At 62.6% G+C, this 19,472-nt stretch carries 20 protein-coding genes; 15 read left to right on the top strand and 5 right to left on the bottom strand.

Annotated features, from left to right (window positions below; genetic code table 11):
- Nucleotides 1-3: 3 nt before the first annotated feature.
- From APH36_RS01600 to APH36_RS01630, 7 genes are all read left to right on the top strand, one after another.
- A complete protein-coding gene (locus tag APH36_RS01600) occupies nt 4-609 on the top strand; it encodes a sarcosine oxidase (protein ID WP_060497204.1) in 606 nt (201 codons plus the stop codon).
- A 117-nt stretch (nt 610-726) separates the two neighbouring features.
- On the top strand, nt 727-1,149 hold the full coding sequence (locus tag APH36_RS01605; RefSeq protein ID WP_060497205.1) for a nuclear transport factor 2 family protein: 423 nt from the start codon (nt 727-729) through the stop codon (nt 1,147-1,149).
- Complete coding sequence (locus tag APH36_RS01610; protein WP_060497206.1) at nt 1,146-1,898, top strand: SDR family oxidoreductase; 753 nt, start codon at nt 1,146-1,148, stop codon at nt 1,896-1,898. Before APH36_RS01605 ends, APH36_RS01610 begins: the two co-directional genes overlap by 4 nt.
- A gap of 3 nt (nt 1,899-1,901) precedes the next feature.
- A complete protein-coding gene (locus APH36_RS01615; protein ID WP_060497207.1) occupies nt 1,902-3,149 on the top strand; it encodes an NAD(P)/FAD-dependent oxidoreductase in 1,248 nt (415 codons plus the stop codon).
- Entirely contained in the window at nt 3,146-3,958 is an 813-nt protein-coding gene (locus tag APH36_RS01620) for a DUF1365 domain-containing protein (protein WP_060497208.1), read from the top strand. Before APH36_RS01615 ends, APH36_RS01620 begins: the two co-directional genes overlap by 4 nt.
- The gene (locus APH36_RS01625) at nt 3,933-5,192 is read left to right on the top strand and encodes a cyclopropane-fatty-acyl-phospholipid synthase family protein (protein WP_060497209.1); all 1,260 of its coding nucleotides are present in this window, start codon (nt 3,933-3,935) and stop codon (nt 5,190-5,192) included. Before APH36_RS01620 ends, APH36_RS01625 begins: the two co-directional genes overlap by 26 nt.
- 2 nt (nt 5,193-5,194) lie before the next feature.
- A complete protein-coding gene (locus tag APH36_RS01630; protein ID WP_060497210.1) occupies nt 5,195-5,683 on the top strand; it encodes a DUF2878 domain-containing protein in 489 nt (162 codons plus the stop codon).
- A 7-nt stretch (nt 5,684-5,690) separates the two neighbouring features.
- On the opposite strand, the gene APH36_RS01635 is transcribed toward APH36_RS01630, so the two are convergent.
- The gene (locus APH36_RS01635) at nt 5,691-6,575 is read right to left on the bottom strand and encodes a LysR family transcriptional regulator (RefSeq protein ID WP_060497211.1); all 885 of its coding nucleotides are present in this window, start codon (nt 6,573-6,575) and stop codon (nt 5,691-5,693) included.
- 146 nt (nt 6,576-6,721) lie between these two features.
- Between APH36_RS01635 and APH36_RS01640 the strand changes: the two genes are divergently transcribed.
- On the top strand, nt 6,722-7,741 hold the full coding sequence (locus tag APH36_RS01640; RefSeq protein ID WP_060497212.1) for an alpha/beta hydrolase: 1,020 nt from the start codon (nt 6,722-6,724) through the stop codon (nt 7,739-7,741).
- Between the two features lie 99 nt (nt 7,742-7,840).
- Here the strand turns inward: APH36_RS01640 and APH36_RS01645 are convergent, their stop codons facing one another.
- Nucleotides 7,841-8,134, bottom strand: a complete 294-nt coding sequence (locus APH36_RS01645; protein WP_060497213.1) for a DUF1330 domain-containing protein — start codon at nt 8,132-8,134, stop codon at nt 7,841-7,843.
- A gap of 78 nt (nt 8,135-8,212) precedes the next feature.
- Between APH36_RS01645 and ribBA the strand changes: the two genes are divergently transcribed.
- The 7 genes from ribBA (at nt 8,213) to APH36_RS01680 (ending at nt 16,179) form a co-directional block, all read left to right on the top strand.
- Nucleotides 8,213-9,334, top strand: a complete 1,122-nt coding sequence (gene ribBA / locus APH36_RS01650) for a bifunctional 3,4-dihydroxy-2-butanone-4-phosphate synthase/GTP cyclohydrolase II (RefSeq protein ID WP_060497214.1) — start codon at nt 8,213-8,215, stop codon at nt 9,332-9,334.
- Nucleotides 9,335-9,597: 263 nt separating this feature from the next.
- A complete protein-coding gene (locus APH36_RS01655) occupies nt 9,598-10,623 on the top strand; it encodes an ABC transporter substrate-binding protein (protein ID WP_060497215.1) in 1,026 nt (341 codons plus the stop codon).
- A complete protein-coding gene (locus tag APH36_RS01660) occupies nt 10,620-11,537 on the top strand; it encodes an ABC transporter permease (protein WP_060497216.1) in 918 nt (305 codons plus the stop codon). The genes APH36_RS01655 and APH36_RS01660 overlap by 4 nt, the downstream gene beginning before the upstream one ends.
- Nucleotides 11,538-11,543: 6 nt before the next feature.
- On the top strand, nt 11,544-12,353 hold the full coding sequence (locus APH36_RS01665; protein WP_010954645.1) for an ABC transporter permease: 810 nt from the start codon (nt 11,544-11,546) through the stop codon (nt 12,351-12,353).
- A 19-nt stretch (nt 12,354-12,372) separates the two neighbouring features.
- Nucleotides 12,373-13,521 (top strand): ABC transporter ATP-binding protein, encoded by a 1,149-nt coding sequence (locus APH36_RS01670; protein WP_060497217.1) that lies wholly within the window; start codon nt 12,373-12,375, stop codon nt 13,519-13,521.
- Between the two features lie 134 nt (nt 13,522-13,655).
- Nucleotides 13,656-14,963, top strand: a complete 1,308-nt coding sequence (locus tag APH36_RS01675) for a substrate-binding domain-containing protein (RefSeq protein WP_060497218.1) — start codon at nt 13,656-13,658, stop codon at nt 14,961-14,963.
- Nucleotides 14,964-15,129: 166 nt separating this feature from the next.
- Nucleotides 15,130-16,179 carry a TerC family protein gene (locus APH36_RS01680; RefSeq protein ID WP_060497219.1) on the top strand — a complete coding sequence of 350 codons (1,050 nt, stop codon included), beginning with the start codon at nt 15,130-15,132 and terminating at the stop codon, nt 16,177-16,179.
- 7 nt (nt 16,180-16,186) lie between these two features.
- On the opposite strand, the gene APH36_RS01685 is transcribed toward APH36_RS01680, so the two are convergent.
- From APH36_RS01685 to APH36_RS01695, 3 genes are all read right to left on the bottom strand, one after another.
- The gene (locus APH36_RS01685; protein WP_060497220.1) at nt 16,187-16,576 is read right to left on the bottom strand and encodes a hypothetical protein; all 390 of its coding nucleotides are present in this window, start codon (nt 16,574-16,576) and stop codon (nt 16,187-16,189) included.
- The gene (locus tag APH36_RS01690; RefSeq protein WP_060497221.1) at nt 16,569-17,969 is read right to left on the bottom strand and encodes a PAAR domain-containing protein; all 1,401 of its coding nucleotides are present in this window, start codon (nt 17,967-17,969) and stop codon (nt 16,569-16,571) included. The genes APH36_RS01685 and APH36_RS01690 overlap by 8 nt, the downstream gene beginning before the upstream one ends.
- Nucleotides 17,970-18,136: 167 nt before the next feature.
- Nucleotides 18,137-19,366, bottom strand: coding sequence for an acyl-CoA dehydrogenase (locus APH36_RS01695; protein ID WP_060497222.1), 1,230 nt, complete (start codon nt 19,364-19,366; stop codon nt 18,137-18,139).
- Between the last annotated feature and the right edge of the window lie 106 nt (nt 19,367-19,472).

The raw sequence follows: 19,472 nt of genomic DNA on the forward strand, positions 1-19,472 counted from the left end.
ACCATGACCAGTCTGCAAGCCAAAGCGTTTATCCCTCGCAGCCCGCGGGCCGAGCTGTTGCACGCCTGCGCGTTGACCGACCTGACCGAGGTAGCGCGGGCCGGCTTTCGCGGCGTCGACAGCGCCGCCTACCTGCAGCAACGTGGCTACCGATTGCCGCAGCAGCCGAACCAGGCCGTGCGCCAGGACGATGGCGGCTGGGTAGCGCGGTTGTCACAGACCGAATACCTGCTGCTGGGCAGCCTGGCTGACGAAGGCACGCGGGTGGCCGCCACAGAGGCCGAGTGGGTGCAGGATGCCCAGCGTAACTACCTGCTGCCGCGCCAGGACAGCCATGCCTGGTTGCAGCTGTCGGGGGCGGATGGCAGTGCGGTAATGGCCAAGTTGTGCGGAGTCGACCTGCGTTTACAGGCATTTCCCATCGGTGCCGTGGCGCAAACCTCTGCGGCGCGGATCAATGTGATCGTGGTGAACGTGGGGAGTGATGAGCAGCCGGCCTTGCAGTTGCTGTTCGATCGGGCGTCGTTGGCGTATTTCCGTGAGGCGGTGCTGGATGCGATGGATGAGTTCGATGGCGGGCTGATCGAGTTAGGCGCATTATCGGGTTGATAGCAGTCTGAACCTGTAGCCCCTGCAAAACTGTACAAAATATTTATTTTGTATAGCTTTATACAGTGACCTGCACTATACCTTGTACAACAGTTTAGTTTTGTACAGGTATTGTGCATGTCCACCTACCTCCAGTACTTCGCCGAACGCTTTGCCACGCTCGATTCGCACAACCTCGACCTGCTGAACGACCTGTACAGCGAGGACGTCGCGTTCCGCGACCCACTGCACCAGCTCACGGGTCTTCGCGCACTGCGGGCCTATTTCGCCCAGTTGTACGCGAAGGTGCCTGACGTGCATTACCGGTTCGAAGGCACCGACGAACTGGAACCGGGACATGGCTACATCCGCTGGACGTTGCACTACCGCCACCCGCAACTCGCCCGTGGGCAACTGATCAGCCTGCAGGGTTGCAGCCACCTGCGCTGGCAGGAGCGGGTGCATTTTCATCAAGATTACTTCGATGCCGGCGCCCTGCTTTACGAGCATGTTCCCGTCATGGGCAGCGCGATTCGCTGGCTCAAAGGCAGGCTGGCATGAGGCGTTGCTGGCTAACCGGCGCCAGCAGCGGCATCGGCGCAGCCATGGCGTTGCAATTGCTGGAGCAAGGCCACCAGGTGGCGTTGGGGGCACGCCGGGCGGACAAGCTGGCCGCACTGGCCGCACAGTTTCCGGGCCAGGTATTGCTGACGGTGGGCGATGTCGACCAGCCAGGGGATGTGGCACAGATGGCCGGGCAGATCGAGCAGGCCTGGGGTGCACTGGATCAGGTGATTCTCAATGCCGGCACCTGCGAGTACCTGGAGCCGGGGCACTTCGACCCGGCGCTGGTCGAGCGGGTAATGCGCACCAACCTGACCGGTACCAGCCTTTGCCTGGCCGCCGCCCTGCCCTTGTTGCGCCGTGGCCGGCAGCCGCACCTGGTGGTCATGGGCAGCTCGGTCAGCTGGCTGGCCTTGCCACGCGCAGGGGCCTATGGCGCGTCCAAGGCAGCCTTGCGCTACCTGGTCGAATCCCTGCGCATCGACCTAGCTGCCGAAGGCATCGACGTCACCCTGGTCAGCCCCGGTTTCGTCGACACGCCCCTGACACGCCGCAATGATTTCCCCATGCCCCAACTGTGGAGCGTCGAACGCGCCGCGGGCCACATCATCGCGCGCCTGCCGCGTCGCCCACTGGAGATTGCCTTCCCTGCCACCTTCACCCTGGTGCTGCGGTTGCTTGGCGCATTGCCGGCACGCCTGCGCCTCAGGCTGGGCCGCCATCTGGCGCGCCCCTCACAGGACTGACCCATGCGCATCGCGATCATCGGCACCGGCATTGCCGGCCTCACCTGCGCCCACCTGCTGTCACGCCGGAACGAGGTCACGGTGTTCGAGGCAGCGCAGCGGGTTGGCGGGCATACCCATACCGTGGATGTGCAATGGGAGGGCCAACACTATGCCGTCGATACCGGCTTCATCGTGTTCAACGACTGGACCTACCCGCACTTCATCCGCCTGCTCACGCAGTTGGGCGTCACCTGGCGGCCGACGGAAATGAGTTTTTCGGTGCATGACCCGCGCACGGGGTTCGAGTACAACGGCCACGATCTGGACACCCTGTTCGCCCAACGGCGCAACCTGTTGTCTGCGGGGTTCTGGGGCATGCTGCGCGATGTGCTGCGCTTCAACCGGCAGGCGCCAGCCGACCTGGCTCAGCAGCGCATCGATGGCAACACCACCCTTGGTGACTACCTGCAAGCCCAAGGCTATGGCCGGCGCTTCATCGACCATTACATCGTGCCGATGGGGGCGGCTATCTGGTCGATGTCACCCACCGGCATGCTGGACTTCCCCTTGCAGTTCTTCGTGCGCTTCTGTCAAAACCACGGTTTGCTGTCGGTCAACCATCGCCCGCAATGGCAAGTGATCGAAGGTGGCTCGCGCGCCTACCTCACGCCCTTGTGCAAACCGTTTGCCGAGCGGATTCGCCTGGGCTGCCCGGTACAACAGGTAAAACGTGACGTAAGCGGCGTCACGGTTACCTGGCCAGGCAGCAGCGAACGCTTCGACAAAGTCGTGTTCGCCTGCCACAGCGACCAGGCCCTGGCCCTGCTGGCACCGCCCAGCGAAGCAGAGCGCGCCATCCTGGGTGCCATCCGCTACGCCAGCAACGATGTGGTGCTGCACACCGACTCGCGCCTGCTGCCCCAACGGCGTAAAGCATGGGCCAGCTGGAACTACCGCCTGGGCGACAACGCGCAGGCGCCCGCCGCACTGACCTACAACATGAACATCCTCCAGGGCATCCAGGCACCGACCACGTTTTGCGTCAGCCTCAACCAGACGGCACAGGTGGACCCGACACAGATACTCGCCCGCTTCGACTACGCGCACCCGCAATACAGCCTGGCCGCGTTGGCGGCACAGGCCCGCCAGCACGAACTGCAAGGGCCGTTGCACAGCTATTACTGCGGCGCTTACTGGGCCAACGGCTTTCACGAAGACGGTGTGCTGAGCGCGCTGAACGTGGCCCGGCATTTTGGAGAGCAGCTGTGAACAGCAGCCTATGCCAAGGGTGGGTCAGTCACAAGCGCCTGAGCCCGAGGCCGCATGCGTTTCGCTATCGGGTTGGCATGTTCTACCTGGACCTGAACGAACAACAGCAGCTGCTGAACCTGTGTCACTGGCTTGGGCCCTCACGGCTGGCGCCCCTGTGCTGGCGCGAAACCGACTACCTGCCAGCGCTGACCCGCCAAGGCAAGCCCTTGGCCGAAGCCGCCCGGCAACTGGTCGGCCAAGCCATTGGCCAGGTGCCCGAAGGCGCCGTGCACCTGCTTACCCAACCGCGCTGCTGGGGGTTGTCCTTCAACCCGGTGAGCACCTACTTCTGCCATGACCAACAGGGCCAGCTGGTAGCCGTGCTGCTGGAGGTACGCAACACCCCATGGCGTGAACGCTTCCACTATGTGCTGCCGGTTGAGGGTGACCTGGCGCAACCCTTTTCCATGGCCAAGGCCTTTCATGTTTCACCGTTCATGCCGCTGGACATGGAGTACCGCCTGCGCTTCGCCCTCGATGGACAGCGGGTGCGCATCCACATGGAAAACTGGCGCGCCGGGTACAAGGTGTTCGAAGCAGACCTGGCGCTGCTACGCCAGCCGCTGGACCGCGCCGGCTTGCAGCGGCACATCCTCAACTTCCCCTGGATGAGCCTGCGCACCCTCACCGGCATTTACTGGCAGGCCCTGCGCCTGCTGCTCAAGCGCACGCCCGTGCACGACCACGTTGCCAGCCAGCACGATCTGGTACTCGGCCAACCCACATGTGAGGAGCCCGAACATGCCCGAACCGACCATGAGCGTTAGCAAATCGACCAGCATTGCCCCACTGCTCGGCAGCCTGGCCAAGCATGCAGTGCTCGCACAATTGCGCCAGTTGCGCCATGGCAATTTGCGCCTGATCAGCCAAGGCCAGCAATGGACATTCGGCGACGTCGCCAGCCGGCTGCATGCAGAAGTCGAGGTCGTAGACGAGGCAGCTTGGGGCCTGGTCGCCTGCAATGGCTCGATTGGTGCCGGGGAAGGCTATATCCACGGTTACTGGCGCAGCCCGGACCTTGCCGCAGTCACCCGGCTGTTCGTGGCCAATCTGGATGTGCTGGATGCCATGGAGGGCGGCCTGGCACGCCTGGCGCGTCCGGCTCTGCACCTGCTGCACCACCTGAACCGCAACAGCCGGCGCGGCGCGCGGCGCAATATCCTGGCGCACTACGACCTGGGCAACGACCTGTTCGAGCGCCTGCTCGACCCCACCATGATGTACTCCGCCGCGCAGTTCGACAGCCCGGCGCAAACGCTGGAACAAGCCCAGACCAACAAGCTGCAGCGCATTTGCCAAAAGCTTGAACTCAAGCCCGAGGACCACTTGCTTGAGATCGGCAGCGGTTGGGGCAGCCTGGCCATCCACGCCGCCCAGCAGCATGGCTGCCGGGTCACCACCACCACCCTCTCGGCGGCGCAGCACGCCCACACCCTGCAGCGGGTAAAGGCCCTAGGCCTGGAGCAGCACATCACCGTGCTGCACGAAGACTACCGCGACCTGCGCGGGCGTTTCGACAAGCTGGTGTCGATCGAGATGATCGAAGCCGTCGGCCACCGCTACTTGCCCACGTACTTTCGCCAATGCGCTTCGCTGCTCAAGGACGACGGGCTGATGCTGTTGCAGGCCATTACCATCCGCGACCAGCGCTACGCCCAGGCCAGGCGTTCAGTGGATTTCATCCAGCGCTACATTTTCCCCGGCGGCGCCTTGCCCTCGCTGAGCGTGCTGCTGGATACCGCCAGCCGCCAGACCGCCCTGAACCTGGTGCACCTGGAAGACTTTGGCCAGGACTATGCGCGCACCCTGCGCCACTGGCGCGACAACCTGCGGGCGGCGCGTGCAGAGCTGATGGCGCTGGGGTATGACGAGACCTTCCAGCGCTTGTGGGAGTTCTATCTGTGCTATTGCCAGGGCGGTTTCGAGGAGCGGACCATCGGCGTGGCCCAATTGCTCTGGGCCGCACCACAGGCGCGTCGGGCACCGCTGCTGGACCGTTGAACATGGCCCGCGGGTGGTTGATTGGCAACGCACTGTGGTTGCAAGCGGGTTGGTGGGCCTGCGTGCTGGGAGCACGCCAACCCTGGCTGCTGCTGGCCGCGATGGCCGGCCTGCTGGTGCACCTGCGCTTATGTCCGCACCCCGGAAGTGAACGGCGCGTCCTGCTGGGCGTGGCGATTGCCGGATGTTTACTCGACAGCCTGTTGGGCATGCTGGGTGTATTGCGCTTCGAACACTGGCCCTTGCCGCTTTGGCTGGCATTGCTGTGGCTAGTACTGGCCAGCGGGCTGCGCCACAGCCTGGCATGGGCCGGGCGACCGCTCTGGCGCGCCGCGCTGCTGGGCATGTTGGGCGGCCCCTTGGCTTACCTGGCCGGGGCTCGCGTGGCGGGCATAGAGTTGCCCATGGGGCAGTTGCGAACCGCACTTGTTCTAGCCCCGATCTGGGCGCTAGCCCTGCCGCTGGCCTTGCGCTTCGCGGCACGGGGCTGAGGCCAGGCTACAACTGCACCAGCCGCTCACGCAGAAAATCGACAAACCCCTGTACCGGCCGCGCCACCTGGCGGTGTTGCGGATACACCGCCGAAAGCTGCAATGCCGGTGGCGTCCAGTCTTCCAGCACACTCACCAACCGCCCGGCCGCCAACGCCTGCCCCACGATGAAGGTCGGCAGATACGTCACCCCCATCCCGGCAATGGCTGCATCCCTTAGCAACTCACCGTTGTTCGCACGCATCCGCCCGGCCACCTGAATCGCCTGCGCCTTGCCGCCCTGACGAAACTGCCACTGCACCTGACGCGAATGCCCATAAGGCAGGCAGTCGTGCCCTACCAGTTCATCCGGTGCTGTCGGCATGCCCCGCGCTTGCAGGTAATCCGGGCTCGCACAGTACACCCGCTCGACACTGGCAATGCGCCGCGCAATCAGGCTGGAATCCTCCAGCGCGCCAATGCGCAGAGCCAGGTCGTAACCCTCGCCGATCAGGTCGACGGCCCGGTCACTCAGGTCTACCTCCACATCCACCTGAGGGTGCAATTGCAGGAACTCGGTCAGCAAGCAACCCAGGTGCGCCATGGCAAACGACAGCGGCGCGCTCAGGCGCAAGGTGCCACGCAACGCCTGGGCCTGGCCGCTGATGTCGTGCTCCACCTGTTGCACTTCACCCAGCAGGCGCAGGGCCGACTGGTAGTAGTGCTGGCCCAGCGGCGTGGCGTCCAGCCGCCGGGTAGAGCGGTTCAGCAGGCGCACGCCAAGGCGCTCTTCAAGCTGCATCAGGCGCCGGCTGACCGATTGCTTGGACATCCCCAGGCGGTCGGCAGCGGCGGTGAAACTGCCGGCTTCCATGACCTGGGCGAAGATCCGCATGTCTTCGTAAGGGTTCATTGTCTTGCTCTTGGTGACAGTCAAACGCTTTATAGCGGCTTTTTCCCATCATTGCATCTCCCTAATCTACGCACAGGTCGCAGCGATGGCCCAGCAGGCCAGGAAAGACGCCCATTACCAACACTTGCATAGAGAAGGATTCGCTCATGAACATTGTCCACAAAGCCCTCACCGCTTCCCTTCTGGCCCTGTCCGTCTCCAGCGCCTTCGCCGCTGGCAGCCCAGGTGTCGAGCAACACACCCAGGCCTTCCTCCAGGCCCTGGAACAAGGCGGCGGCAAGCCACTGGAGCAACTCAGCCCGAAAGACGCCCGCGCAGTGCTCACCGGCGCCCAGGCTTCGGTCAAAGTCGACCTCTCCGGTATCGAGGTAAAAGAGCGCACCATCCAGGCCAACGGCGAGTCGATCAGGCTGCAAGTGGTACGCCCGGCCAACGTCAAGGGCGACCTGCCGGTGTTCATGTTCTTCCACGGTGGCGGCTGGGTACTCGGTGACTTCCCGACCCACCAGCGACTGATCCGCGACCTGGTGGTCGGCTCAGGTGCGGTGGCGGTCTACGTGGACTACACCCCCTCGCCAGAAGCGCACTACCCGACGGCGATCAACCAGGCCTATGCCGCTACCCGCTGGGTGGCCGAGCATGGCAAGGAAATCGGCGTTGACGGCAAGCGCCTGGCCGTGGCCGGCAACAGCGTGGGCGGCAACATGGCTGCGGTGGTGGCACTCAAGGCCAAAGAGGCCGGCACCCCTGCCCTGCGCTTCCAGTTGCTGCTGTGGCCGGTGACCGATGCCAGCTTCGAGACGGCATCGTACAAACAGTTTGCCGAAGGGCACTTCCTGACCACCGGGATGATGAAATGGTTCTGGGACAACTACACCACCGATGCCAACGCCCGGGCACAGATCTACGCTTCGCCGCTGCGGGCCAGCAGTGAACAGCTGAAGGGGTTGCCGCCAGCGCTGGTGCAGACTGCCGAATTCGATGTGCTGCGCGATGAGGGTGAGGCGTATGCCCGCAAGCTGAATGCGGCCGGCGTGACCGTGACTTCGGTGCGCTACAACGGGATGATTCATGACTATGGGCTGTTGAACCCGTTGAGCCAGGTGCCAGCGGTGAAAGCAGCGATGCGCCAGGCGGCCGGGGAATTGAAAGTACATTTGCAGTAGCTTGAGAAATACAAAAGTACCCGCCTAAGCGGGTATTTTTGTTTCCTGCGGAACAAACAGGCGTCTGGTACGGCGGCGATAGGGCCATAAGCACCTACATCAGGGTTCAAACCCTTCCACAATGATCACCTCAGCCTTGGCCACGCCCTGGCGACGGCTGCAGGCCTCCTGGTACAGCGCCGACCGGTAGCACGCCACTGCCTGCTCGTACGAATCGAACTCGATCACCACGCTACGCTGAGGGGTAGGCCGCCCTTCCATCGCCTCGCTGCGCCCGCCACGGGCCAGGAAGCGGCCGCCGAACGCCTTGAAGGCAGCCGGAGCGCGCTGGGTGTACTGCTGGTATTGCTCGGGGTCGGTCACGTCCACATGGGCGATCCAATAGGCCTTCATGCGCTGCTCTCCTGTAACGGCGATATTTGTGTATGATGGTATACCATAAAAATTACCCCACCACAGTGAGCGTGCAACATGGCTTTCAACACCATCGAGGAACTTCTCGAGGACTACCGGCAAGGCCAGATGGTCCTGCTGGTGGATGACGAGGACCGGGAAAACGAAGGCGACCTGCTGATCGCTGCCGAGCGTTGTGACGCCCAAGCCATCAATTTCATGGCCCGCGAAGCGCGCGGCCTGATCTGCCTCACCCTGACCGACGAACACTGCCAGCGCTTGGGCCTGGAGCAGATGGTGCCGGCAAATGGCAGCGTGTTCAGCACGGCGTTTACCGTGTCCATCGAAGCGGCCACTGGCGTCACTACCGGCATTTCCGCCGCCGACCGGGCACGCACCGTGGCTGCGGCCATGGCCCGAGATGCCCGCCCCGAAGACCTGGTGCAACCCGGCCACATTTTCCCGCTGCGCGCCCGCGAAGGCGGCGTGCTGAACCGTGCCGGTCACACCGAAGCCGGCTGCGACCTGGCCCGCCTGGCCGGTTTCAGCCCAGCCTCGGTGATTGTGGAAGTGCTCAACGACGACGGCACCATGGCCCGCCGCCCGGACCTTGAAGTGTTCGCCGCGCAGCATGGCATCAAGATCGGCACCATCGCCGACCTGATTCACTACCGCCTGAGCACCGAGCAGACCATCAAGCGCATCGGTGAACGCGAGCTGCCGACCGTGCATGGCACCTTCCGGCTGGTCACCTATGAGGACCGCATCGAAGGCGGCGTGCACATGGCCATGGTCATGGGTGATATCCGCCGCGAGCAGCCGACCTTGGTGCGAGTGCATGTGATCGACCCGCTGCGCGACCTCGTAGGTGCCGAATACGCCGGGCCATCCAACTGGACGTTATGGGCGGCCTTGCAGAAGGTGGCCGAGGAAGGGGCTGGTGTAGTGGTGATCCTGGCCAACCATGAATCCTCCCAAGCCCTGCTGGAGCGCGTACCGCAGCTGACCCAGCCGGTGCGCCCTTATCAGCGCGGGCAATCGAAGGTGTACTCCGAAGTGGGCACCGGGGCACAGATTCTGCAGGACCTGGGCGTGGGTAAGCTGCGCCATCTGGGGCCTCCGCTGAAGTATGCCGGGCTGGCGGGGTATGAACTGGAGGTGGTGCAGAGCATTCCCTTCGAGCCCGGGATGCTCGGCTGAAAATACATAAGCATCTGATTTGGCGGGGCCCTGCGGGGCCCCGCAGCGTTTCTGAACGGACGGAGTGATGGCCGGTCGCCTCATACCTCTTGCCAAAAGTTTGGAATACCATAATATGATATCCCGTAGACCTTAAATCTGCAGGCCGGCACCTACAATTACAAACGGCCACCCAGACACTTTGTTTTAGCTGCTCCCCGAACACTGTTGGCGGGCGCACCACAAGCCCCGCCTCGAATAACAAAAGCAACGAGGGCGTAACCATGCTGTTGAGCAAACGTGTAACCGCAGTGCTGTCCGCCAGCCTGCTGACCCTGGCCTGTCAAGCCGCCGTGGCCGCTGACAGCCTGAATTTCGTCAGCTGGGGCGGTACCACCCAGGACGCCCAGAAAGAAGCGTGGGCCGTCCCCTTCACCAAAGCCACCGACATCAAAGTCGTCCAGGACGGCCCTACCGACTACGGCAAGCTCAAGGCCATGGTCGAAAGCGGCAACGTGCAGTGGGACGTGGTCGATGTCGAAGCCGACTTTGCCCTGCGTGCCGCCAGCGAAGGCCTGCTGGAGCCCCTCGATTTCAACCAGATCAAACGTGACAAGATCGACCCGCGTTTCGTTTCCGACCACGGCGTTGGCTCGTTCTTCTTCTCCTTCGTGCTGGGCTACAACGAAGGCAAGCTCGGTGCCAACAAGCCGGTGGACTGGACCGCGCTGTTCGACACCAAGACCTACCCCGGCAAACGCGCCCTGTACAAATGGCCGAGCCCTGGCGTGCTGGAACTGGCCCTGCTGGCCGACGGCGTAGCGCCCGACAAGCTGTACCCACTGGACCTGGACCGCGCCTTCAAGAAACTCGACACGATCAAGAAAGACATCGTCTGGTGGGGCGGCGGCGCCCAGTCGCAACAGCTGCTGGCCTCGGGTGAGGCTTCGCTCGGCCAGTTCTGGAACGGCCGCGTCTACGCCCTGCAGCAAGATGGCGCACCAGTGGGCGTAAGCTGGAAACAGAACCTGGTCATGGCCGACTTCCTGGTCATCCCCAAAGGCGCCAAAAACAAGGACGCGGCCATGAAGTTCCTGGCCAACGCCAGCAGCGCCGAAGGCCAGGCCGAGTTCGCCAACAAGACCGCTTACGCGCCAGTGAACGTCGACAGCGTGGCCAAGCTGAACAAAGACCTGGCACCGAACCTGCCCACTGCCTACGCCCAGGACCAGGTCACTCTGGACTTCGCCTACTGGGCCAAGAACGGTCAGGCCATCGCGGCCCGCTGGAATGAGTGGTTGGTCAAATGAAAGTCGCCATCAACGCCCTGCATAACGCGCAAGGTGCCCCCACGGGCACCGGCGCCTCGGGTAGCACACCCCGCCGCGCCAGCCTGAGCCAGCGCTGGAAGGGCAGCCGCAACCTGCTGCCGGCCCTGCTGTTCCTTGGCTTGTTCTTCTTCGCCCCGCTGGTCGGCCTGTTGCTGCGCGGGGTGCTGGAGCCAACGCCGGGGCTGGGCAACTACGAGCAGTTGTTCGCCAACTCGGCCTACGCACGGGTGCTGTTCAACACCTTCTCGGTGGCCGGCGTGGTCACCCTGATCAGCGTGCTGCTGGGCTTCCCGCTGGCCTGGGCGATTACCCTGGTGCCCAAGGGCTGGGGCCGTTGGTTGCTGAACATCGTGCTGCTGTCGATGTGGACCAGCCTGCTGGCGCGTACCTACTCGTGGCTGGTGCTGCTGCAAAGTTCGGGGGTGATCAACAAGGCGTTGATGGCCATGGGCATCATCGATGCCCCGCTGGAAATGGTGCACAACCTCACCGGCGTGGTGATCGGCATGAGCTACATCATGATCCCGTTCATCGTGCTGCCATTGCAGGCAACCATGCACGCCATCGACCCGATGGTGCTGCAGGCCGGTTCCATCTGCGGCGCCAGCCCATGGACCAACTTCTGGAAGGTGTTCCTGCCGCTGTGCCGCTCGGGGTTGTTCTCCGGGGCGCTGATGGTGTTCGTGATGTCGCTCGGTTACTACGTCACCCCGGCGCTGCTGGGCGGGGCACAGAACATGATGCTGCCCGAATTCATCATCCAGCAGGTGCAGTCGTTCCTCAACTGGGGCCTGGCCAGCGCCGCCGCCGCACTGCTGGTGGTGATCACCCTGGTGCTCTTCTACCTGTACCTGAAGCTGCAGCCGGAATCCCCGGTTGGCAACGCGAGGTAAACCGCCATGCTCCTGTCTCCCAATGCCATGGGCCGCCCGCTGCGCACGGGCCTGTACCTGACCACCGGGGTCATTGCGGCCTTCCTGCTGCTGCCGGTGGTGTTCATCGTGTTGCTGTCGTTCGGCTCGTCCCAGTGGCTGGTGTTCCCGCCACCGGGCTGGACCTTCAAGTGGTACGGCCAGTTCTTCTCCAACCCGGAGTGGATGGACGCCGCGCTGGCCAGCCTCAAGGTGGCCGTGCTCACCACCATTGCCGCCGTGCTGCTGGGCCTGCCCAGCGCATTCGCCCTGGTGCGTGGCCGCTTCCCGGGCCGCGAGCTGCTGTACGGGCTGTTCACCATGCCGATGATCGTGCCACTGGTGATCATCGCCGTGGCGGTATACGCCCTGTTCCTCAAGCTCGGCTACACCGGCACGCTGTTCGCCTTCGTGGTCAGCCATGTGATCGTTGCCCTGCCCTTCACCATCATCTCGATCATCAACTCGCTGAAACTGTTCGACCAATCGATCGAGGATGCCGCGGTGATCTGCGGTGCTTCGCGCCTGCAGGCCATCTTCAAGGTCACCTTCCCGGCCATTCGCCCGGGGATGATCGCCGGCGGCCTGTTCGCCTTCCTGGTGTCGTGGGATGAAGTGGTGCTGAGTGTGATGATGGCCAGCCCCGACCTGCAGACACTGCCAGTGAAGATGTGGACCACCCTGCGCCAGGACCTCAGCCCGGTCATCGCCGTGGCCTCGACCCTGCTGATCGGCTTGTCGCTGCTTGTGATGTTCATTGCCGCCGCCTTGCGCCGGCGCACCGAAACAAACGCCTGAGCGCGCGGAGAAAACAACAATGAGTGCAGTAATCAAAGACAACGCGCCAGGCAAAACCCTGGTCAGCCTGCGCGGCCTGAACAAGCACTACGGCGATTTCACCGCCGTGGACAACCTCGACCTGGAAATCCAGGACGGCGAATTCCTGACTTTCCTCGGCTCAAGCGGCTCGGGCAAATCCACCACCCTGTCGATGCTGGCCGGCTTCGAAACGCCCAGCAGCGGCGAGATCCTGGTCGATGGCCAGTCGCTGGTGAACGTGCCGCCGCACAAGCGTGATATCGGCATGGTGTTCCAGCGCTACTCGCTGTTCCCGCACCTGAACGTGCGCGACAACATTGCCTTCCCGCTGGCCATTCGCAAGCTCAACGCTGCCGAAACCGCCAAACGCGTCGATGCCATGCTCAAGCTGGTGCAGCTGGAGAAGTTCGCCCACCGCAAGCCTTCGCAGATGTCCGGTGGCCAGCAACAGCGTGTGGCCATTGCCCGAGCGCTGGTGTACGAGCCACGCATCCTGTTGATGGATGAACCGCTCGGTGCGCTGGACAAAAAGCTGCGCGAAGACCTGCAGGACGAGCTGCGCCAGTTGCACCGCCGGCTGGGCATCACCATCGTCTACGTCACCCACGACCAGGAAGAAGCCATGCGCCTGTCCCAGCGCATCGCCATCTTCAGCCACGGCAAAATCGTCGGCCTGGGCACCGGTTACGACCTGTACCAGAACCCGCCGAATGCCTTTGTCGCGTCGTTCCTGGGCAACTCCAACTTCCTGCGGATCAAGGCCAGCAGCAACGGCGCGGGCAGTTTCGAGGGCCAGCCGGTGGCCATTCGCCTGACGCCGGGCCTTACCGCCTCGCAGGATGCCCTGATCATGGTACGCCCGGAAAAAGCCCTGGCCCTCACAGCCGAACAGGCTGCACGCGAGCCGCTGCCGCCGGGCTGGAACGAAGTCAGTGCCAAGGTTGGCGAAGTGCTGTTCCTGGGTGAGAGCCAGACCTGCCATGTGGTAACGGCGGGTGGCACTGAGTTGACGGTGAAAGCGCTGTCGGCTGCGGGTATGCCTATGCAACCTGGCGACAGCGTGAAAGTGCGCTGGGCGGTGGCGGATGCATGTATCTATACCGAGTGGGCCGAAAGTGATTTGAGCAAGTCGGCCGGGGCACATTGAGATCGCGGGGGGCCGCTTTGCGGCCCCAATAACGCGGTCTACCAGGTCTTAGATTCAACCCCTAAGCACTGTCACATAATCATCACGTCACTGTCGTAATCTGCGGGCCAACTCTATGCCATAGGCCACCCGGCATGCTGCGCCTGCTTGTCTTGCTGCTCACCCTGCTACCGCTAGCGACCCTGGCCGAGCCCGCTCACCTGCGCGTCCAAGGCTCCAACACCATCGGCGCCGCCTTGCTGCCGGCACTGGTTCAGGGGCAATTGCGTGCGCAGCAAGCCACCGCCATCCACCAGCAACCGGGCAACGTCGCCAACGAGACCGTCATCACCGCGCAGGACGATCATGGCCAGCCGGTACGCATCGATGTTGCCGCTCACGGGTCCAGCACCGGCTTTGTCGCCCTCGGCCGTGGCGATGCCGACCTGGCGGCCGCCTCGCGGCCGATCAACGACAGCGAAGTGCATCAATTGCGCGCTCTGGGCGACCTGCGCGCTGCCAGCGCCGAACAAGTCATCGGCCTGGACGGCGTGGCGGTCATCGTCCACCCCGACAACCCGCTGCCACAACTGACCACCCAGCAACTGGCGCAGGTTTTTTCCGGGCAGATCCAGCGCTGGGAACAGTTGGGCATTGCTGGCGGCGCCATCCACCTCTATGCCCGTGACGACCGCTCCGGCACCTACGAGACGTTCAAGGCGCTTGTGCTGGAGCCCCTGCACGACGAACTATCAGCCAAGGCGCGGCGCTTCGAGTCCAGCGACGAGCTGGCTTCTCAAGTCGCCACCGACCGTCAGGCCATCGGCTTCAGTAGCCTGGCCGCAGTGCACGGTGCCAAGGTGCTAGCGGTGGCCGAAGGCGACGCACCGGCCATGTTGCCAGAGCGCGCGCTGGTGGCCAGCGAAGACTACCCGCTGTCACGGCGCCTGTACTTCTACCTGCCAGCCAACCCCAAGCCTCAGGCCAAGGCCTTGGCCGATTTCGCCCAAAGCCCGGCTGGCCAGGCGATCGTTGCCCAGCAGGGTTTCGTGTCGCAGCAGATCAAGGCCCAGCCTGTTCCGCCCCTGGCCGATATGCCGCCACGCTATCGCACCCTGGCCCAGCAAGCGCAGCGGCTGAGCGTAAACTTCCGCTTTCAGGAAGGCAGCGCCAGCCTCGACAACAAGGCCCTGCGCGATGTGCAGCGGGTGGTCGAATACCTGCGACAGGCCGGCAAGTTGCAGAGCAAGGCCGTGCTGGTAGGGTTTGGCGACCCCAAGGAAACCCCCGGGCGCGCTGCGCTGCTTTCGCGCCTGCGCGCCCAGGCCGTGCGCCGCGAGCTGGCACGCGGTGGTGTGGAGGTGCTTGAGGTAACGGGCATGGGCGATGAACTGCCAGTGGCCGGCAATGAGCTGGAGCAAGGGCGCCTGCGTAACCGTCGGGTAGAGGTGTGGGTGTATTGAAGGCGTGATTACGGCCCTGGCAAAGAAATGTAACAGCTCCCCGTTCGGCATCCATGGCAAACGGGTCTAGGCTCAAGTTCATGTGATACCGGGCCCCTCTGACGGCTGCCAAGCCGCCATGTCGGATCACTGTTGCCTTGCAACGTCGACATTCAAGGAGGGGCTCATGACAGCTCTGCAGGCATTCCTCACCACCCCCGTCCTCGGTACCAGCGCCTGGTTGTGGTTGGTATTCATGGCCATCGTCATCGGTTTGCTGGTGCTCGACCTGGGCGTGCTGCACCGCCACGACCGCGAAATCGAAATGCGCGAAAGCCTGCTGCTGTATTCGGGCTATTTCAGCGTCGGTGTACTGTTCGGCGCCGGGGTTTGGTATCAGCTAGGCGCACAGTCGGCGCTGGAGTTCTACACCGGCTTCCTGGTCGAGCAGTCGCTGTCGATGGACAACGTGTTCGTCATGGCGATGATCTTCAGCTACTTCGCCATCCCCCGCCGCTACCAGCACCGTGTACTGTTCTGGGGCATCCTGGGGGTGGTGTTCCTGCGGGCGATCATGATCGGCGTGGGCGCGGCGCTGGTGCAGAACTTTGCCTGGGTGCTGTACCTGTTCGGCGCCTTCCTGCTGTTCACCGGGGTAAAGATGGCGCTGTCAAAAGAAGACAGCCACCCGGACCTGGCCAACAACCCGATCATCAAGTTCGTACGCCGGCACATGCGGGTTACCGACCAGATCCACGGCTCGCACTTCTTCGTGCGCAAGACCCCGCCTGGGCACAGTAAAGCCCTGCGCTATGCCACCCCGTTGTTTCTGGCGCTGGTGCTGATCGAACTGGCCGACCTAGTGTTTGCCGTCGACAGCGTGCCGGCGATCTTCGCCATTACCCAGGACCCGTTCATTGTCTATACCTCCAACATCTTCGCCATCCTTGGGCTGCGCTCGCTGTACTTCGCGCTGTCGGCGCTGATGCACAGGTTCGTTTACCTCAAGTACGCACTGGCGTTGGTGTTGATCTTTATTGGCTGCAAGATTTTCTACCACGGCATGGTGGGCAAGGTGCCGGCGTTGCTGTCGTTGGGGGTGACGTTCGGGTTGCTGCTGGGTGGGGTGGTGGTTTCGTTGGTGAAGACGCGGGGGCAGAAGGTGGCTGTACAGACTTCCCAGCCAGGAGACGCTTCAAATGGGCACAAGGATGAAGACCCGCAATTGCGGGTCTGATCCCGTCTTACTTTTTAATCATAAAGTAACCCATCAACGACCAAAGCAGCGCGATGAATATCAGCCATAGCGCCATAGCCATTTTTCGTTTCAAGTACAGCGGAAAATGCTTAAGTTCCTCTTCATCCAGCCAGCCCATATGCAGATGTAATCTAGGAAACGTGACCAAAGCGCTCACCGCGCTCATTAGCAGACAGCGAGACCTCAGGCTTCCTCCCCCCCAAACGGGCTTCATCTGCTCCAGATAGGGGTTACTTGTGATAGCTGACAGGGCGACTTGAAAATCACGGGACATTGCAATTCGCACATTTATAGCAAGACCTGAAAGCCCAGTGACAAACGGAACAATCAGGAACGCTAGTTTAAGCAGCGGCGGCCAACTTTCGAAGTCAATCATCTATCACCTCATAAAGCACCTCTCCCGCCTTCTCTCCGAATGTTCCAAGGCCAATAGAGCCTGCTGCAGAGCTGGCGCCAACGATGACGATCCCGCATACCGGAACGCCAAGTCCACCAGTACCAAGAGCGAAAACACCGCATAGAGCGGTTGCAGCAGCACCACCTCCCCAAGCGCCAAGCATGCCTCCCCCGAGACCACCTGCGAAGCTACTCGCCTCGGTAAAACGAACCTTCTTGCAAGCTCCAGTTTCGCCGGCCTGACACACCTCCTGCACGTTCAAGTAAGACGAAGCGCCGCCCAACCCTACTGCGGCATGTCCGCCATATTTGAGGTAGTTGCTAAGCTTCGCCACCTTACCCAGATGCGTTGCATACCCGGGAATCTGCCCCGGCCCACCCGCTTTCGACCAATGATGCACGAGGCTCTTGGTCGAGATATTCAAGCTTTTCCTCAAGCGCTCATAATTTCCAAGGTTCAGTTGCTTGTTCAAAAATGCTGTTTTCAGCTGTCCATCCAGTTGCTGCAGAAGGCGCCGCCGTTCGGCGAAGAAGCCTGGGCTGTTCAGGTGGCCGTGGCGCATGAACTCCCGCTGGTGCAGTTGCTCGATACTCGTCAATGTATGACTGACCTGTTTCAAGCCTTGATCCAGCATGTCCTTACCCACGCCCATGGACAGGCTGGCATCGCTGAGCAAACCGGCGATCTCGGCCTGGTGCTGCATCATGAAATCCGCTTCGGTGTAGTCGAGCACTTCCAGCGCACGCCGCGCATGCTGCGCTGCGGCCATCAGTTCTCCCTCTTCGTGCGTGCAGGCATTTCCATTGTCAGGGTCACCGATCACGAAGATTTCCCCTGCCTTGAAGCCTTGCTCAAACGTCGGATTGAGCCGCTGCAACCGGGAAATCGGTAACGTGGCATCATGCTCGGCCAATTGCAGCAGCACCTCGGGGAACGACATGCGCCGGGGAACCACATAGAAGCCAGGCTCCAGCGTACCGGGCAGTGCACCTATTACAGGTTGGGAGAAACGCTCCGAGTAGACCGCGTTTGACAGCTCGGAAAAGTGAGCATTGGCAAGCCCTGCTAGGGGCTGCATGGGTGGCGGTGCTTGATACAGCGGTGCGACCACCCGATTGCTGCCCGGCGAACAGCCACAGACAACCAACGCACCATCCATGGCCACGCGCTGTCCATCGGAAATGAAGTGGTCCACACCTTCGGCGACCATTCCCACCTGCCCACAAAGAGGGCATGGCGTGGTCTGGTCGCCTTCACGGAGCACCATTCGGCCTTCGTCCAGATAGCCGGCCCCTGTCGCAATACAAACGGCTCCAGTTGTGGTGATATCGCCGTCAACTGCCTGACCTTTTCCCTCTAGACTGACGCGCATCTATAAGCTCCCTTTGCGTGGTTGAGGTTCGAAACCTAACACCCGCAAGGCGGTTTCAAGCGCTTGGAGCAGAGAATCAGAAGCGTCCTACAGATTACCCGAGCTTTGCTTAAAGTCCCTGTTCACGAGCACGCCCGCGAACAGGTAAATAGCCGCTGACGAAGCCATTACCGCCCGCTACGCAACATCTCCACTGGCACATATTTGCCAATCTCATACTTGCCAATTGCCGCCCGGTGCACTTCATCCGGCCCGTCAGCCAGGCGCAGGGTGCGTTGCATGGCGTACATGTAGGCCAGTGGGAAATCGCCGCTCACCCCTGCCCCGCCATGTATCTGGATCGCCCGGTCAATCACTTTCAAGGCCACGTTCGGCGCCACCACCTTGATCTGCGCGATCTCGCTGCGGGCCACTTTGTTGCCGACAGTGTCCATCATGTAAGCCGCTTTCAGCGTCAGCAGCCGGGCCATGTCGATCTCCATACGCGAGTCGGCAATCTTGTCGACGTTGCCACCCAGCCGTGCCAACGGCCGGCCAAAGGCGGTGCGCTCCACCGAGCGCTTGCACATCAGTTCCAATGCACGTTCGGCCATGCCGATCGAACGCATGCAGTGGTGGATACGGCCAGGGCCAAGGCGACCCTGGGCAATCTCGAAACCGCGGCCCTCACCGAGAATCACGTTTTCATACGGCACCCGCACGTTTTCGAAGCGCACTTCGGCGTGACCGTGGGGAGCATCGTCATAGCCGAACACCGGCAGCGGGCGGACGATCTTCACACCGGGCGCATCGGTGGGTACCAGTACCATCGAGTGCTGCTGGTGGCGCGGCCCTTCGGGGTCGGACAGGCCCATGAAGATCATCACCTTGCAACGCGGGTCGCAGGCGCCGGAGGTCCACCACTTGCGGCCGTTGATCACCCACTGGTCACCGTCACGCACGGCCGTGGCGGCCATGTTGGTGGCGTCCGAGGAGGCCACGTCCGGCTCGGTCATGGCGAACGCCGAGCGGATCTCGCCACGCAGCAGCGGCTCCAGCCATTGGCGTTTCTGCGCTTCGCTGCCGTAACGCACCAGCACTTCCATGTTGCCGGTGTCCGGCGCCGAGCAGTTGAACGGCTCCGGGCCAAGCAACGAGCGGCCCATGATTTCCGCCAGCGGGGCGTATTCCAGGTTGCTCAGGCCGGCGCCGTATTCCGATTCAGGCAAGAACAGGTTCCATAGCCCTTCGGCGCGGGCCTTGGCCTTGAGCTCTTCCATGATTGCAGTGGGCTGCCAGCGGTCGCCCTCGGCGACCTGGCGCTCGAACACCGCTTCGGCGGGGTAGACATAGGCGTCCATGAACGCAGTGACGCGCTCGCGCAGTGCCTGGACCTTGGGCGAATAGGCGAAATCCATCGGGGCTACCTTCACGGTTCGGAGTACATGGGCCAGAGCCTAGAGCAGCCTGCGCCCATCCACCTAGTCTATTTTCCGCGTGTATAAACATTCATAACCGATATAT

It is taken from the genome of Pseudomonas sp. NBRC 111133 (assembly GCF_001320605.1).
Classification (GTDB): Bacteria; Pseudomonadota; Gammaproteobacteria; order Pseudomonadales; family Pseudomonadaceae; genus Aquipseudomonas; species Aquipseudomonas monteilii.